This window comes from Cytobacillus sp. GQ23 (genome assembly GCF_059758675.1).
This window is the reverse complement of the sequence record NZ_JCAXER010000007.1, coordinates 117,947-133,918: the sequence shown is the minus strand read 5'-3', so window position 1 is coordinate 133,918 and position 15,972 is coordinate 117,947. Positions and strand designations below refer to the sequence as shown.

The window sequence follows — 15,972 nt, the reverse complement described above, 5'->3', positions numbered from 1 at the left end:
TCCATCTCCCTTTATTAAATATTGTTAATTTTCAGTATTTATTGTAGATTATTATATAATGAGTCGCATTCATAAATGAAATACATATAATCTATAATCCTTATGCCTTTTGGCTATACGAAGGGAGTGAAGTGAATGGATATCCGTCATTTAGAATATTTTGCTGAAGTTGCTCAGCACTTAAGCTTCACAAAAGCCTCCCAGACCCTGCATGTCACCCAGCCTTCCATCAGCAAAGCCATTAAAAATCTCGAAGGTGAACTTGGGGTACCGCTTTTTTATCGGTCATCGAAGCAGCTTGAATTAACGGATGCTGGAAAAGCAGTATTAATCAATGCGAAAAAAGTGCTTGAGGCATTTCAGAACCTGACATTGGAATTAACAGATCTAATGGAGCTGAAGGGCGGTGAAATCAAAATAGGCATACCTCCCATAGTCGGCGCCGCCTTCTTTTCGAAGCTTATCAGCCAGTATAAAGAAAAGTTCCCATTGATCGAAATAAAATTAACAGAAGTCGGCACGAAGAAGATAAAAAAAGGAGTGGAAGATGGCACCTTGGATATCGGCCTTATTTGCACGGTGCCGGCTCATGGCAGCAGCTTTGAAATAATCAAAGTCCTAAAGGACCCCTTAATGCTCATTATCCACCGGGAACACAAGCTTGCTTCCAAAACGGAAGTGCATTTTTCAGAATTAGCCAAAGAGCCTTTTATTCTCTACCGGAAGGATTTCACCCTTTATGACTTAATTATTGAGGAATGTTTAAAGAGCGGCTTTCAGCCTAATATCGTCTGTGAAAGCTCGCAAAAAGACTTCCTGCTGGGAATGGTTGGAGGGAAACTGGGGGTCACCATGCTTCCCAGCAAAATCTGTAAAAATATAAACTGCCATGACCTTGTGGTTCTGCCAATCTCTGAGTCTGCTGTTAATTTAGAGCTCGGGATGATCTGGAAAAAAAATAAGTACTTATCCTTTGCGGTCCGGGAGTTTATCACCAGTGCGGAGACTTATTTGAAGGAAGGACAGTGAAACGCCGTCGCGCAGGTTAAGAGTGCGACGGCGCTTTACATTCTAAAACTATTGCGAGCAAGCCATAACAAATGCCTTAAATATAGCCTTTGAAGGGGAATCATTTTTTTGTGTCATGCATTCAGGGTGCCATTGTACCCCTAACGCGAAGTTATGTTTGCTACTCTCAAAAGCCTCAATGACACCATCATTTGCTTCGGCACAAACCTCAAAGTCGTCTGGCATTTTGCGAACAGCCTGATGATGATAGCTATTTACTTTAAAGCTTTGCATTCCAGTTACTTTGTGCAGGAGAGATTCTCTTTTTACATTCACAAAGTGAGTCGCATGCCAGCGTGGGGCTTTTTGGGCATGCTGAAGCAGGGGTTCGCTCATTTGGGAGTAGATGTCCTGATACATATCACCGCCAAGAGCAATACTGAGGATTTGGCAGCCCCTGCATATGGCTAAAATTGGTTTATCACGAGCGAGCATTTTTTGAATTAGGCTGATTTCAAATATATCTCTTTCAGGACAAATACTGCCCAGTTTTTGATGGGGTTCTTCACCAAACAGTGTTGGGTCGATGTCCCCCCCTCCCGTAAGCAGCAGCCCGTCAAGGGTTTCAGCTAATTTGTCAATTTTGTCATCATCCAACAGATTAGGGACAACAACCGGTACGGCTCCAGCGTTTAATAATGAATGGATATTATCCATTGAAACGGTAAGCTGCTTGTCATCTAAATTTGAAGTAACCCCTATTATTGGTTTCATTTTTACACCCCTGGATATGTAGTTTAAGGAGATTATTCTACAAAACCTGGAAGAAGTCCTACCGATCTGCAATAAAAAGGTAATAAGCGAAGACCAAAAAGGCTGCCCATCTTTGGGCAGCCCTGTTTTCATCATTAATATGGATCTGTTTCGCGGCTTTTTTCAACAGCTTCTTTTGCTGCCTGGTTCTGGGCAATCGAACCTTGGCCATATTTGGATCTTCCAGCATCCCGGCCAGGCACTTGCTCTTTGCCGCTCATTGCCTGCAATTCTTTCATAACTTTCGCTGTTCCTTCCTTCACGCGTCGGCCATAATCTTCATCTGCCTGTGTAAAATGCTCAAACATGGCATCCTGGATACGCTTGTCACAAACCGCCAATGCTTCAGACAGGTTTTTAATTAATTCATCTCGTTCCCAATCTTCAAAGCTCCGGTAAGTATGACCTGCCTGTCCATAATTATTTGGCCGATCAATGGGAGCGCTCATTGCTGCTGCATTATAGGTTGGCCGATGTGGTGTGCGGCCTTCTTCAGGTGCTTCTTTGAATCCGCCCTTCATCGATGGTTCATAGTTAATATGCGGATTTTCCCCAGACTCCCTCGGGTCATGAGTGTCCATTTGCCCTCGCTGCTGATTTGTGCGCACAGGCACTTTCGGTGCATTAACAGGCACTTTTAAATAGTTCGCTCCGACGCGATAACGCTGTGTATCGGAATAAGAGAAAGTCCGTCCCTGCAGCATCTTATCATCAGAAAAATCCATTCCGTCGACTAGTACCCCAGTACCGAATGCAGCCTGCTCAATCTCTGCATGGTAATCTTCCGGATTGCGATTAAGAACCATGCGGCCAACCGGAAGCCATGGAAACTTCTCTTCCGGCCATAGCTTTGTATCATCAAGGGGATCAAAATCAAGTTCTGGATGATAGTCATCCTCCATAATCTGCACAAAAAGCTCCCATTCAGGATAATCTCCGCGTTTAATCGCCTCAAATAAATCCTGTGTGGCATGACCGACATTTTTCGCCTGTATTTCATTTGCCTCTTCCTGAGTCAGATTACGGATGCCCTGCTTCGGCTCCCAGTGATATTTCACCAGTACTGCTTCTCCTTTTTCATTCACCCATTTATACGTATTAACACCGGATCCCTGCATATGACGGTATGTAGCGGGTATTCCCCAAGGAGAAAATACGAAAGTAATCATATGTGTAGCCTCAGGTGTCCTGGAAACAAAGTCAAACATCCGCTCAGGATTTGGCACATTTGAAACAGGATCAGGCTTGAAGGCGTGAATCATATCAGGGAATTTCATCGCATCACGGATAAAGAAGATTTTCAGGTTATTCCCTACCAAATCCCAGTTTCCGTCTTCAGTATACATTTTTACGGCAAAACCTCTGGGATCACGTGCTGTTTCGGGTGAATCCTTTGCACCGGCCACTGTTGAAAAGCGGACCATTAATGGCGTTCTCTTCCCTTCACCTGAAAAAACTTTTGCTCGTGTATACTTTTCGACCGGTTCATCGCCAACCTTTCCGTATGTCTCAAAGTATCCGAATGCCCCTGCTCCTCTTGCATGCACCACACGCTCTGGTACCTCTTCCCTGTCAAAATGGGATATTTTTTCAATAAAATGGTAATTCTCTAAGGTCGCTGGCCCCCGGTTGCCTATCGTGCGAATGTTTTGATTATCCGTTACAGGGTGCCCCTGCCGAGTAGTCAACGTCTCACGCTTTACATCTTGATCATTTGCTTTATGACTATCTTTATTTTCAGCCACAAACAGACCTCCTTTAAATTAATGTCTCTATTTTTTGTTTGAATTTGGAAAAATATACCCTAAACATTTACTGGCATTCCATATTCTAGAATTCCATATTTTCTGTTACCCTTTGAAGTAGTAATTAAACCTATTGTACACATCCATTCTTTTCGAATAATGTTCAAGTCTTTGCAAAAAATACTCTTGATCAAGGGAGGTGTAGACTTGCCGAATCTTAATGATAACAAGTTCAGAAAAATTCAATCTGAGAGCCAAAAGCAGGGTAAAACATACGAAGAGTATGCTGCTGAACTGGCAGCAAATAAAATGAAGGCACAGAAAAGAAAATAAAAAGAAAGAAGACGCGCTTTTCCCTATAATTTTTAAGGGATTGGCGCTTTTTATTTTCAGCTCTTCTTTCACAACATATTAAAAGGCATTACTGAATACTTTTGTATAAGCAAATAAGGGAGGGTTCCAAATGGTAAAGGGAAAAACTAAAAAGATTCTATTATTTTGTGACCCTGGAATTGACGATTCTCTAGCGATCATTTATACATTGCTCGATCCGGATCTTGAGCTGGTCGGACTTGTTACGAGCTACGGGAATGTAACAGAGGACCAGGCTACAGCCAACGCCTATTATCTGCTTGATCTGGCCGGACAAAAAAGTGTTCCAATTATTCCAGGTGCGGCGCAGCCTGTTCAGCAGGAAAAAGTCACGTACTATCCTGATATCCATGGAGCAGAGGGGATTGGTCCAATTCAGCCCCCAGCTGATTTAAAATATCAAACCTATCCATTTGATACAATTCGCATCCTTATTGAAAAGTATCAAAAGGACTTGATTATTGTTGATACCGGCAGGTCAACCAGCCTCGCAACAGCATTTATACTCTTTGACGAACAAATCAGACAAGTGGGAGCTTTTTATATCATGGGCGGTGCTTTCTTTGTTCCCGGAAACGTAACCCCTCTTGCAGAAGCCAATTTTTATGGTGATCCCACTTCCTCCAATTACATTTGTAAATTTGCCCATAACCTTACAATTACCCCCCTAAATGTTACAGAATTTGCAATATTGACCTTGGACATAGTGGAATATGTATCAAATACAGCTTCAAACCCTTTCACTTTTTTATTAAAACCTATTTTCGAGTACTATTATAAGGCTTATCAAAGCCTGGTTCCCGGCATTCAGGGAGCGCCTATTCACGATCTGCTTCCCATCATGATCATCAATAATCCTGCTATAGCTGATTATATTTATTACGATGTAAGTGTCATTGATGGAACTGTAGAGGGAAAGGGACTATCTTATATCGATATCCGGCCGGGCAGTCCGAAGGGTAAGACAAGAATAGCCGTTAAACTTGACTACGAAGCCTTTACAAATGAATTCATCAAAGTTATGCTTGCCCAAAATTAAAGTCTGCTGTCTCCTGTAATGCTGACTTCAATAGAACCCTCAGATATTGAATAAACTTCATGGCTACTGTTAAACCCTATTTTTATGCCAGTATCTTGTACAGCATGATTGTATGCTCGTTTTAACAGCTCCAACTGTTCATTTTACAAAAGGATCTGCGCAAGGAACGGAATTATTTAATAATTTGTCCTCATCCCGTTCATAGATTGTTAACATTTCCGTATTACAATGAACTTGTACCGAAACATCATACAGCCCTTTTTCTTTACCCCTTCAGGTCCGGCCTTTTAGAGGCCGGATTTTTTATGTCTGCTTGTTGAAAATATTTTCCTGTAGCGGACCCGCTGCTTTATGAAATAGAAATAGAAAATAGCACCTCTCACACTGAGAAGAGCTGTCCATTCATCCTTTACCAGCCTGAAACCCCGGATATTGTGTCATGCCGCCATCTGCATATAATGTTAATCCGGTGACATAGCTGGCTTCTGTTGATGCAAGCCATACTGCACAAGCTGCTATTTCTTCCGGCTTGCCAATGTAGCCCATAGGAATTAGCTCAACAACACCTTTTTTCAATTCCGGGTCTGAGAACTTTTCCGCATTTATGGGTGTATCAATAGCACCAGGGGCAATGCAGTTCACCCTGATACCATGCGGAGCAAATTCTAGCGCGAGTGTTTCGGTCATCAATTTGACCCCACCTTTGCTCGCTGCATAATGAACAAAATGAGGCCATGGAATTTCCTGATGAACAGATGACATATTAATGATTGAGCCTTTTATTTTGTTTTCCAGCATATAGTTAATAGCTTCACGGCAGCCGATAAATTGCCCCGTCAGATTTGTCGAAATCACTTTGTTCCAATCCTCCAGAGTAAGTTCTTCAGACGGAACTTCATTTTCGATCCCCGCATTATTAATCATGACATCGAGCGATCCGAACGTTTTAATAGCATGGGCAATCATTCTTTCAACATCTTCTTCCTTTGTAACATCCCCCTGGATGGCAGATGCACTGCCGCCGGCTTTCTCAATCGTTTCTATAATTCCCTGCACTTCCTGTTCCTCATTAAAATAATTGATGACTACCTTTGCTTTTTCAGCTCCAAACCGTTCTGACATTGCCTTTCCCAGCCCGGTCGCTCCGCCGGTAATAACGACAACTTTCCCTTCAAGACTTGGATACATAAGATCACTCCCTTATTTTTTCGTAAAGCCAAGCAATACTCCCCCTGCAATAATAAATAAACAGCCAAGGAGAACCATAAACACCTGTTTTTTGCTTTTCCGTTCTTTTAAAAAGAAAAGCCCGCCAATGGTGGAAATCACTATTCCTGTTTGAGAAAGTGAAAAGCTGGTGGCCACGCCGATTTTCGGAAGGGAAAGAAGCAGTCCCAGATTCCCGGTACTCCAAATCAGCCCTGTAATAATATTACGGATTGCATATTTGTTATAAGGCTTGCGGCGGAGAGTTATAAGGAATGCTCCTATTGCCATTCCAATCGCCTGCGGCAGAATGGCAGACCAGCCGTCAATTTCAAACCAGCGGATGAGTACCACATACCCGACAAAGCCTGCTGTCGATAAAAGGAGTACAAGCAGGCCTTTCTTTAGACTCCTTCCCTGTTCCTGATCAACCCCCTGTTTCAGAGAAGTCAGTATGGCACCGATAATGATGCAGACCAATGAGGTGACCCCGATAATAATGCTCATCTTTGTTTCCCATTCTTTAAAAATGAATACTCCAAAAAATGTGGTTCCAATAAGCTGCAGGCCAGTGGACATCGGAGCTGTCTTTGCTACCCCTAAATAGCGGACTGCCCCAAACTGATTTTTCTGTCCAATCGACCAGAATAAACCAGAAATCAAGCCGACTGCCCAGACGATATTGGAAAGATCCGGCCTTTTAAAAAGATAGACTGCAATAGCAAACAACAGTGCACCTATTGTCGTGCCAAGAGTCTGGCTGTCCTCGTCCCCGCCAAGCTTGTTGCTGACAAATACAATGCTGCCCCATGAGACGGCTGCAATGAGGGCTAGTAGAATTCCTGTCATGGTGTGTACCTCATCTTTCGATTTTATGTACATTTTTAGGTTGCAGTTATATAAGAACTCTTATTCCACAAGCAAAAAACTATTAGATTCTTTATTATCATTCCACATATTTAAACCACTAAAACCATTATTATCAGTAATCTATCTAGCACTAGTCGTTTAGCAGATATTTCAATATAATAATTTACACACAATTTATAATATTTGTGTTAAACTTACAAATATCACTGTCCAACAACAGTGAAAGGCTATTATTCTCTTTTATATAATAAACACTTCGGAGGGAATCGAATGAAAAACGCATTCAGCAAGTGGAACGAAATAAGCCTGGTCAAAAGAATCCTGCTGGGCATCATCGCAGGTGCAACCCTCGCCTTGACTATTCCAAAGGCAGCGGGATGGATCTCTATCTTTGGTACATTATTTGTAAGTGCATTAAAAGCAGTAGCACCGGTACTGGTTTTTTTCCTGGTCATGCATGCCATCTCCAAGCATAGAAGCGGCCAGAAGACGAATATGAAGTCCATTATAGCTCTTTATGGTTTAAGCACCTTTTTAGCCGGACTTGTTGCAGTTATTGCAAGCTTTATCTTCCCAGTTACTCTTTCACTTGCTCCGGGGGCAGAGGATGTAGCACCACCTGGAGGGATTGCGGAAGTTCTTAAAACTCTGCTGACTAACGTAGTGGACAACCCGGTCAATGCCCTGATCAATGGTAATTATATAGGTATTCTAACTTGGGCAATTCTTCTTGGCATTGCCTTAAGAAAAGCTGCAGATACAACAAAAAATATGCTCGCAAACTTTTCGGATGCTATTTCAACCCTAGTGAAATGGGTGATCAGCTTCGCTCCAATCGGAATTATGGGTCTTGTTTTTGATGCGATAGTCACCAATGGGCTTTCTGCACTGATGGATTACGGCAAATTACTGGCCATCCTTTTGGGATGTATGATCTTTATTGCTCTGGTCGTAAATCCACTTATAGTATTTTTAAATATTCGCAGAAATCCATATCCGCTTGTTTTAAGATGCTTAAGAGAAAGTGGTATTACAGCGTTTTTCACTCGCAGCTCAGCAGCAAACATTCCTGTAAATATGACCTTATGCGAAAAGCTTGGATTGGATGAAGATACTTATTCCGTATCTATCCCGTTAGGCGCAACGGTTAATATGGCAGGAGCAGCTGTTACAATTTCTGTTCTGACACTTTCAGCTGTTCACACATTAGGTATTCAAGTGGACTTTGGAACAGCTCTAATCCTTAGCGTGTTAGCAGCAGTCTCCGCAGCTGGTGCTTCTGGCGTTGCAGGCGGATCCCTCCTTCTCATTCCTTTGGCAGCGAGCTTGTTCGGAATTCCGGATGACATAGCTATGCAGGTTGTCGGGGTAGGATTTATTATTGGCGTATTACAGGATTCATGTGAAACAGCCCTTAACTCTTCCTCAGATGTTCTATTTACAGCAACAGCTGAATATAGGAAGAAGCGCAAGGAAGGGAAAATTTCAAAACTTATCGCATAAATAAAGGAGCCCCTCCTAAAGGGGACTCCTTCACTGAAGCCTGTCGTTTATAGACGGGCTTTTTTTATGTATTGTGCCATTAGGTACTAATAGTTTTTACCCTTCACTTCGCATTTTCATCGGGCTGGTGAATACCGAAAACATTGCCTTCAGTATCCTTGTAGTACCCCTGCCAAGCCATACCTGGAAGAGCATACTTCGGCAATGCAAGAGTTCCGCCATTTTCAAGGATTTTGCCTTCCGCAGCATCGTAATCTTCCACGCCTATTGTACAGGAATATCCGTTTATAGCCTGATTAGCTTCTGGTGGCTGCCCCTGGCGCTGCATCAAAGCACCATTAATGCCCGGCTCTTCATCACTTCCAGTCACTGCTCCATAATAAGGCATTCCGGCATACTCACTCCAATCCTGAAATGACCATCCAAAAACCTCTCCATAAAACTTTTTAGCCCGCTCCATATCATCGACATGGATTTCAAAATGAATTAATCTGCCCATATTCTCCTCCTTGAACTGTAATCTCTTATACACCTTTAATTATACAGTTTATGGCAGTTTTTTAAACGATTTAATAAATTAATTATCACGAGCATCAGGATAAGCCAGACACCTTTATCTTTATAGGCTGTAATTTTTCCGGCTGAAAATAAATAGGCTGACTCCAAGTGTCATCAGAGATAGAAATTTGCTTGCAAGCAAGAGATAAGATGTCTTACCTGAATCCATGGGAATATGCGGATGCTGGATCAGAGTGTAAATAATGAGAAGGCCAAAGAGAAGGATCACATAGGCGTTCTTAAAAGCCCTGTCAAAGATTTCCTCCCCTTTATCTTCCTGAAAATCAGTTAAAATGGCAAAGCCGTATGTGAAAATGAGAAGCATGGTGTAGATTAATACTGTGACTGCAAAAAAGATATTCATATTTTCTGCCTCCTTTTAACTTACTTCTGATGTCCATATCGGCGGCCATTTACTTATATAATCCGTACGTTTTGCTGACCTCTTGTATAAATATGATTCCATTGCCAGGTTCGTCAATTTTAAGTTTTTTCCTTATAGAAGCAACAATTCCTTCTGTACTTTCTTCTTCTGAAAGAATCAGCACAATCTCTTTCTCAGGCTCAATCGCCATTGAAAATATCTTGCTGGTTTCATGAATGCCTGACCCTCTCGCATTAATGATAGTTCCTCCCTTTGAACCTGCTTCGGCTGCTGCATCAATCACATACTCCGCCTTCCCTTTTTCAACAACAACCGTAATGGCATGATACATCACTTTTTCTGCACCTCTTCCCTGCTTATTATTTTCACTTCTGCAGCGGCTTGCACCTATCACATTACATACAGGTATAGTAAAAGCTATGCCGTGATTCGGTTTACTGAATTTAAATTTCATGTCCAGCCCTATTAGTACCTGATTCGCTGTTTCTTTATCCGAGACCATCAGGACAATTTCCTTTTTTACATCATTTAAAGAAAAAAATTCTAAAAGGCGATTTTGAATAGTACCTTTGCCCAGGAACACAGTACCTCCTGAAATACCATTTGCCTTTGCGGATTGAAGGACTTTACTTCCTGACCCAAAGTTGACAATAACACAGACTAATTCGAATCCGGTATGATCAAAGTGACTGTGCATCCTTTTCAAATCCCCCTTTTTTGGATTTTAGCTTAAAGATAAAGCCCAATACCTGCAGGGCAATCAGGGGCGTCAGCGCAACCATTGCGATCATGCCAAATCCATCTTTTAATACATTGGCACCTTCTATTGATTCCGCAGCTCCCTGCATAAAGGCTAAAATAAAAGTAGCTGTCATCGGGCCTGATGCCACCCCACCTGAATCAAAGGCAATCCCTACGAATAGCTTTGGAACAAAATAGGTCATAGTGATCGCAATGGCATAGCCCGGTAAAAGATAATGCCATAGCTGCAGCTCAGGAATAATAATTCTTAACACTGATAGAGCAACGGCAGCCCCAACCCCTATTGATAGGGAAATCATGACGACCTTCCTTTTAACATACCCGCTTGTTACATCCTCAATTTGATGTGTTAACACATGAACAGCAGGCTCTGCCAAAATGGTCACGAAGCCCAATATAAAACCTATAATTATAATGTATGCTTTACTGTCTAAAGAGGCTATGCTATGTCCCACCGACGTGCCGACATCCATAAAACCAGCATTTACCCCTACTAAAAAGAGGACAAGGCCCAGAAAAGTAAAAACAATTCCCTTTATTATTTTGTGGACTGCTTTTTTGGACATTTTAAAGATCAATTTCTGTAGCAGCAAAAAAATTAGTAAAATTGGTAGCAAGGCCAAAAACACTTCACCTGCAAGTATGGGTGTTTTGTTCAAAAATGGCCCAAGAATATTCGAAGAAGGGTCATGATGTTCAAGGCTCCCGGATATTTTATCAGCTTTCGATAAAATGCTCATGATCATGACTGAAATGATGGCGCCGGTAGAAGCTATGGCTACTAATCCGAAGCTATCTTGTTCAGAAGCCTGGCTATCCTTTTTCAAAGATGAAACACCGAGGGCCAGAGCCAAAATAAATGGAACAGTCAAGGCTCCAGTGGTGGCACCCGAAGCATCAAAAGAAATGGCCAGGAACTCAGGTGATGTAAAAATGGCAAGTATAAAGATAATAAGGTACAGGATCGTCAATAATTTATATAAAGGAAGGTTATACACAATTCTCACAAGGCCTGCAGAAAGCAAAGCGGCAATACCGATTGAGACGATAACGACAATATAGCCCTTTGAAATAAGGCCTGAGGTAACCAGTTCAATTTGCCCTGCAAGAATGTGCAAATCAGGCTCGGCTATTGAGATGATAAAACCAAGAACGAGGCCGGCAGCAATGACAATCCATACTTTATTGGTTTTTGCCATGCCAGCACCCATCATCTGTCCAATGGGGGTAATTCCAATATCCACGCCAAGCAGGAAAACAGATAATCCGATAACGATTAAAATGGCCCCTATCACAAAGCGTATAATCAAGAAAGAATCTAATTGGGTAATAGTCAAATTTAAAATGATTACGAGGGCGGTAATGGGGAGAACAGCATACAAAACTTCTTTAACTTTAGGCATTAATACAGTCAAATAGAGATCATTCCTTTCCAACTAAAGTTTAATACCATACATAGACAGCACCTTCTTCGTTTTTATAATTATGCTGCAAATAAAAAAGCCTCCCTCAAAAGGGCATAAGGGCCCCTTTGTGACAGACTCCACCTTAAAAATGCTATTATTATTACCTATATTATGACATAGGATGACTTTTAGAAGAATGCATTTTTAAATTATTCATAAAATTTATTTTTAATCTATGAATTTAAAGCTCGTTTTTCAATAGCTTAATAATAAAAATACACCTGACCCGTTATAATCACATGTGTGGGTCAGGTCTTTTTTTCATCTTATCAATTCTGCTAGTAGATTCCCACCGCATCAAATCCAGCATTCGCAGCAGCAGCTTCCCCGCTGCCTTCCCCGTAGAGGTCGATGGCAGACTGAACAACCGCCTGGCGTGCATCACTAAAATCAGAATTGGAGGTTAAATAGACAGTTAAAGCACGGTAATAAATTTTCCCCAGCTTCTCCCTGCCTACTTCCTGCCCGATCAGGTAGGCGGCATGGTTAGTAATCGAAGAATTCACATGAACCCCGCCATTATCAACATTTAATGGCATATTGTAATATTCATCCATATGAGCTGGATAGACTCCGCTGCCATATGCGGCTCTTTCCGGATTACTCACTACAACACTATTAGGGTCACTTAAGCTGCGCAATCTCGTTACACCGTCAGCTTTAGTAGCAGGCGCCATAATGTCTTCTCCCATTTCCCAGTCTTCATCGTCAACAAGTACACCAAAAACATCTGCAAATGACTCGTTCAGTGCTCCAGATTGGTTCCGATATGCAAGGTTAGCAGTATGAGAGATTACCCCGTGGGTCATTTCGTGTGCAGCAACATCAAGGCCGGCTGATAAAGAAATAAAAAACTCGCCATCCCCATCTCCATATGCCATATATTGGCCGTTCCAGAAAGCATTATTGTAATCTGTGCCCATATGAACATAAGAATTGATAGCCATTCCTTCCCCATCCAGCGAATTACGGCCATGCTCATTCAAGAAATACTCATATACCCGCTCTGAATTATAATGTGCATCAACTGCAGCGCGGTCATAATCCCCTATAAATGCAGCTGAGTTCCCGACATACAGAGCATCATTATTTGAGTCCCAATCATTTTTAGAATCAAATGTAAAGATTCCATCAAGGTTATCATGGGAATAATCCGCTAGAGCAAATTTAGTTCCTGATTTCTCTGCTTTCACCCTGGTAATATGCAGCTCCCTATGGTCCCCATTAACCCCTTTGCCAAATCCTTTTTGTGTTTTATGTTCTTCAGCATGCATGATTCCATTGTATTGATCAATGACTTCACCCGTTTTTGCATCTACAAACACAAACCAGTTTCCAGGTTCATCTCCCATAAAGTTTACATTTACTTTATAAGCTGTATGATTCTCCCCTTCAAATGGATAGACAACGAGCTCTGTAACTGGCTCATATGTAAGTTCTTGTGGCGCATTGACAGCTGTTAAAGCAGTTTTTACTGCAGTATCACTTTTTAAAGACACAGACGTATTCACTGCTGCCTCGGCAATTGTCTGATTTACTCTGCCGTTGATGGATACTACTTCATTGTTCTCATTATAATGAACAATTACTTCAGATCCTTCTATAGGCACGCCATTTATTGCCTGATTAAACCGTACATGTGTCATGCCCAGCTCGTCTTTTTGTACCTCTTTTACTTTCAGGTTTTTTTCCGGACTCTTAATACCTGTGTGATCCTGATGTTTCTTTAAGTAATTTATTGCATTCGCGGGAGTGCTGGAAGAAAATTTCTCTGTAAATCGTTCCTTCACAAATAAAGGAACACTTGCTTTTTCATTCCATTCCTTGGAAGCTTGTACATACTGATACTTTGCTGGATCTGCCGGCTGGGCAAAGACATTAACCGGGATCGAACTTGCCAATAAGGCTGATGAAAGCAATACAGGCGCAAGCAGCTTTTTTTTCATTCTTTTGACCTCCTATAATTTAGATACTCTAAATTATAGATTACGAGGCAATATTTGGAATGAATAATACGAATTATTTATATATTATAAAAATTGTCGAATCGATAGTGAAATTTTACCAAATACTAGTTGTTAAGTAGGATCCTATTAAACATATTAGTTCACTGCTGCCAAATTAAATAATTCTACTCCCAGAGCAAGCAAAAGGGATTCTTTTTTATGCTCTTTTCGTATTAAATGTTATTTTTGATTATCAATTTTGTTCGTTTATTTCCGGCCCAGGATGCTAAGTGAATCGCGGGGCGTTAAGCATTCCCGACGCTGCGCGCCGATAAATCTGCTTCTGATGAATATTTAATTGTTATTATCGAGGATTTTAAAAAAGATTCCTGCCTTTTTAGTTACTAAAGTAACCTGGGGCAGGAACCTATTTATTTCTTATTTTGCCTAAACAAATCAACTGATTTATACCCTTGTGATAAAATATCGACCATTTGGGCTTCACGCTTCTCACGGGTTTTCTGCTGTTTAACAGAATAAATGTAGCGCGCCCAATCCTTTCGATAACCTGGTGTAAGCTCCTGATAAAACTTTAATTCATTGGGGTATTTAGCTAAAATCTTTTCAATATCATTCACATAATTTTCGTAATCAGCCACACATTGACTAGGGGCGGCTGACTTTTTTTCCTTTTTCTTTTCACGCTTCAATCCTACAACCGTAAATACATCATCCATGCTTACCATCCTTGAAAATTTCACATCGCTATTTTCTACATATCCATCTTCTCCCACTTTCATTGCCGGAAAAATAGCATCTCTATGTACGTATGTATCATATCGTTTATTTCCTTTTTTAGGATAAGCGAAAAATAAATATCCTTTTTCAAGCAAGTGATCCTCAGCGATCACTTTTCGGCTAAACTCTTTCATTTCCTCAAGGGATTCTACAAAGATGAAAATGGCATCATGATCACCTGATAAAGCAGTTTTAAATCCAGTAAAAACAGAATAGTCACTAGGCTGGTTGAGCACAGCCAAATTTTTATATTTATTAAGCTTTAATTTATCAACAATCGACATCACAAACTGCTCCTTTGAATTTATTGCTCATATTCCTCTAAGTACTTTATTAATGCATCCAAATCTTTTGCACATGCTTTCTTGAAGGCTCCAGCCATCATCTTTCCAAATAGCTTTGAAAAGCCTGTCAGCCCCTTAATCTCGCCGAGCAGGGTAACTTCTGAAACATCATCTGATGAGGTGATTATATATGTAAAAATAAATTCTCCTTTTCCTGTTGTTCCTTTAGTTCCATCGCAGCGCAGGACAATTTTTCTCGGTTCGTCAAGTTCGACAACTTCAAAGTGTTCAGAAGCTTCTTTTCCAAACATTTTTCTTGTCTCTATCCACTTACTTCCCACTTTTAATGGCCCGCTGCCCTCCCGCTCTATTTTAATTAGACCATTCATCCATTCCTTTGCCGAATCAAGGTCGATTAAACCTTGGCAGGCCTTTTGTGCAGAAACCTGAGCAGATCTTTTCACTTCAAAATGGATACTCAAGTAAACGCCTCCTTTTTTCTAAAATATATCATAAATTAATTAACTGCTCACTCTAGAATAAAGTAATAGTACAAAAAGGGATTCTTCTTATCGTACATGTTGTCATTAGGATATCTATAATTTATACTTCAATTAAATTTATAAATGAGAAAAGAGGAGATTTAATTGAGTAAAGATCCACAATCAACATCGAACCTTTCACTGAAAGAGAAAGCAGTATCATTTCTGCAGCTCGCGGCATCCGGCCAGGTTCGTGAAGCCTACAAGCGTTTCGTAAGCCCAGTTTTGTCCCATCATAATCCCTATTTCCGCGGTGATGCAGAATCTCTTATGCTCGCAATGGAAGAGAATGCAAAGCAAAACCCTAACAAAAAACTTGATGTTAAACTCGCCATCCAGGAAAATGAAACCGTTGCCGTTCATTCTCATGTAAAGCAAAACCCTGAGGACCTTGGCGGAGCAGTTGTACATATCTTTCGGTTTCAAGACGGCAAGATTGTTGAACTTTGGGATGTAGGACAGCCTATACCGGAGGAATCTCCTAATGGGAATGGGATGTTTTAATACATATTAAATGGGATTAAAGATTGAATCTTATAAATTTATTATATAATCTAACCCTATTTTAGGATATTGACTATGATTTATCCCATTGAGCTAGACTTTTTCTAAGCTCTTTTTTAATGAGTTTTCCCTATCTGCTGGTATAAGATCAATTCCGACTGAAAAACCTAT

General features: G+C 40.9%; 16 protein-coding genes and 1 pseudogene. 6 read left to right on the top strand and 11 right to left on the bottom strand.

Translation table 11 applies throughout. The features are described from left to right. Nucleotides 1-135 precede the first annotated feature (135 nt). Nucleotides 136-1,029: a LysR family transcriptional regulator gene (locus tag AC6CHU_RS08005; protein ID WP_498121102.1), complete on the top strand. Its 894-nt coding sequence runs from the start codon at nt 136-138 to the stop codon at nt 1,027-1,029. Between the two features lie 48 nt (nt 1,030-1,077). Here the strand turns inward: AC6CHU_RS08005 and AC6CHU_RS08000 are convergent, their stop codons facing one another. Together AC6CHU_RS08000 and AC6CHU_RS07995 are read right to left on the bottom strand one after the other, a co-directional pair. After that, on the bottom strand, nt 1,078-1,782 hold the full coding sequence (locus AC6CHU_RS08000; protein ID WP_159867210.1) for a gamma-glutamyl-gamma-aminobutyrate hydrolase family protein: 705 nt from the start codon (nt 1,780-1,782) through the stop codon (nt 1,078-1,080). Nucleotides 1,783-1,916: 134 nt separating this feature from the next. Then, entirely contained in the window at nt 1,917-3,566 is a 1,650-nt protein-coding gene (locus AC6CHU_RS07995) for a catalase (protein ID WP_251282886.1), read from the bottom strand. A 207-nt stretch (nt 3,567-3,773) separates the two neighbouring features. On the opposite strand from AC6CHU_RS07995, the gene AC6CHU_RS07990 reads away from it, so the two are divergent. From AC6CHU_RS07990 to AC6CHU_RS07980, 3 genes and pseudogenes are all read left to right on the top strand, one after another. Continuing rightward, nucleotides 3,774-3,899: a hypothetical protein gene (locus AC6CHU_RS07990; RefSeq protein ID WP_268891669.1), complete on the top strand. Its 126-nt coding sequence runs from the start codon at nt 3,774-3,776 to the stop codon at nt 3,897-3,899. Between the two features lie 130 nt (nt 3,900-4,029). Beyond that, nucleotides 4,030-4,977: a nucleoside hydrolase gene (locus tag AC6CHU_RS07985; protein ID WP_251282885.1), complete on the top strand. Its 948-nt coding sequence runs from the start codon at nt 4,030-4,032 to the stop codon at nt 4,975-4,977. Between the two features lie 344 nt (nt 4,978-5,321). Beyond that, nucleotides 5,322-5,390, top strand: a pseudogene (locus tag AC6CHU_RS07980) (hypothetical protein); the annotation flags it as partial. Here the strand turns inward: AC6CHU_RS07980 and AC6CHU_RS07975 are convergent. Further along, the gene (locus AC6CHU_RS07975) at nt 5,380-6,165 is read right to left on the bottom strand and encodes a glucose-1-dehydrogenase (protein WP_159867201.1); all 786 of its coding nucleotides are present in this window, start codon (nt 6,163-6,165) and stop codon (nt 5,380-5,382) included. The pseudogene AC6CHU_RS07980 and the gene AC6CHU_RS07975 sit on opposite strands and share 11 nt — an antisense overlap. A 12-nt stretch (nt 6,166-6,177) precedes the next feature. Continuing rightward, entirely contained in the window at nt 6,178-7,032 is an 855-nt protein-coding gene (locus tag AC6CHU_RS07970; RefSeq protein WP_251282884.1) for a GRP family sugar transporter, read from the bottom strand. A gap of 291 nt (nt 7,033-7,323) precedes the next feature. Between AC6CHU_RS07970 and sstT the strand changes: the two genes are divergently transcribed. Continuing rightward, entirely contained in the window at nt 7,324-8,556 is a 1,233-nt protein-coding gene (gene sstT, locus AC6CHU_RS07965; protein WP_498121099.1) for a serine/threonine transporter SstT, read from the top strand. 103 nt (nt 8,557-8,659) lie between these two features. On the opposite strand, the gene AC6CHU_RS07960 is transcribed toward sstT, so the two are convergent. From AC6CHU_RS07960 to AC6CHU_RS07930, 7 genes are all read right to left on the bottom strand, one after another. Beyond that, nucleotides 8,660-9,055, bottom strand: a complete 396-nt coding sequence (locus AC6CHU_RS07960) for a VOC family protein (RefSeq protein ID WP_159867192.1) — start codon at nt 9,053-9,055, stop codon at nt 8,660-8,662. Nucleotides 9,056-9,175: 120 nt separating this feature from the next. Continuing rightward, nucleotides 9,176-9,478: a hypothetical protein gene (locus AC6CHU_RS07955; protein WP_159867189.1), complete on the bottom strand. Its 303-nt coding sequence runs from the start codon at nt 9,476-9,478 to the stop codon at nt 9,176-9,178. 49 nt (nt 9,479-9,527) lie between these two features. Next, entirely contained in the window at nt 9,528-10,196 is a 669-nt protein-coding gene (locus AC6CHU_RS07950) for a P-II family nitrogen regulator (RefSeq protein WP_159867186.1), read from the bottom strand. Then, nucleotides 10,180-11,664 carry a DUF1538 domain-containing protein gene (locus AC6CHU_RS07945; RefSeq protein WP_251282882.1) on the bottom strand — a complete coding sequence of 495 codons (1,485 nt, stop codon included), beginning with the start codon at nt 11,662-11,664 and terminating at the stop codon, nt 10,180-10,182. The genes AC6CHU_RS07950 and AC6CHU_RS07945 overlap by 17 nt, the downstream gene beginning before the upstream one ends. Before the next feature lie 341 nt (nt 11,665-12,005). After that, nucleotides 12,006-13,673: a M4 family metallopeptidase gene (locus tag AC6CHU_RS07940; protein ID WP_498121096.1), complete on the bottom strand. Its 1,668-nt coding sequence runs from the start codon at nt 13,671-13,673 to the stop codon at nt 12,006-12,008. Nucleotides 13,674-14,104: 431 nt separating this feature from the next. Further along, a complete protein-coding gene (locus AC6CHU_RS07935) occupies nt 14,105-14,755 on the bottom strand; it encodes a YdeI/OmpD-associated family protein (RefSeq protein ID WP_159867177.1) in 651 nt (216 codons plus the stop codon). Nucleotides 14,756-14,775: 20 nt separating this feature from the next. Further along, nucleotides 14,776-15,237, bottom strand: coding sequence for an SRPBCC family protein (locus AC6CHU_RS07930; RefSeq protein WP_159867174.1), 462 nt, complete (start codon nt 15,235-15,237; stop codon nt 14,776-14,778). Between the two features lie 165 nt (nt 15,238-15,402). Here AC6CHU_RS07930 and AC6CHU_RS07925 point away from each other — a divergent pair, with 165 nt between their 5' ends. Continuing rightward, nucleotides 15,403-15,801, top strand: coding sequence for a nuclear transport factor 2 family protein (locus tag AC6CHU_RS07925; RefSeq protein WP_159867171.1), 399 nt, complete (start codon nt 15,403-15,405; stop codon nt 15,799-15,801). Nucleotides 15,802-15,972 lie beyond the last annotated feature (171 nt).

Bases quoted from the DNA above. Each gene is read 5' to 3' on its own strand.
- AC6CHU_RS08005 (WP_498121102.1), top strand. From the start codon at position 136: ATGGATATCCGTCATTTAGAATATTTTGCTGAAGTTGCTCAGCACTTA.
- AC6CHU_RS08000 (WP_159867210.1), bottom strand. From the start codon at position 1,782: ATGAAACCAATAATAGGGGTTACTTCAAATTTAGATGACAAGCAGCTT.
- AC6CHU_RS07955 (WP_159867189.1), bottom strand. From the start codon at position 9,478: ATGAATATCTTTTTTGCAGTCACAGTATTAATCTACACCATGCTTCTC.
- sstT (WP_498121099.1), top strand. From the start codon at position 7,324: ATGAAAAACGCATTCAGCAAGTGGAACGAAATAAGCCTGGTCAAAAGA.
- AC6CHU_RS07970 (WP_251282884.1), bottom strand. From the start codon at position 7,032: ATGACAGGAATTCTACTAGCCCTCATTGCAGCCGTCTCATGGGGCAGC.
- AC6CHU_RS07975 (WP_159867201.1), bottom strand. From the start codon at position 6,165: ATGTATCCAAGTCTTGAAGGGAAAGTTGTCGTTATTACCGGCGGAGCG.
- AC6CHU_RS07940 (WP_498121096.1), bottom strand. From the start codon at position 13,673: ATGAAAAAAAAGCTGCTTGCGCCTGTATTGCTTTCATCAGCCTTATTG.
- AC6CHU_RS07935 (WP_159867177.1), bottom strand. From the start codon at position 14,755: ATGTCGATTGTTGATAAATTAAAGCTTAATAAATATAAAAATTTGGCT.
- AC6CHU_RS07985 (WP_251282885.1), top strand. From the start codon at position 4,030: ATGGTAAAGGGAAAAACTAAAAAGATTCTATTATTTTGTGACCCTGGA.
- AC6CHU_RS07960 (WP_159867192.1), bottom strand. From the start codon at position 9,055: ATGGGCAGATTAATTCATTTTGAAATCCATGTCGATGATATGGAGCGG.
- AC6CHU_RS07945 (WP_251282882.1), bottom strand. From the start codon at position 11,664: ATGCCTAAAGTTAAAGAAGTTTTGTATGCTGTTCTCCCCATTACCGCC.
- AC6CHU_RS07950 (WP_159867186.1), bottom strand. From the start codon at position 10,196: ATGCACAGTCACTTTGATCATACCGGATTCGAATTAGTCTGTGTTATT.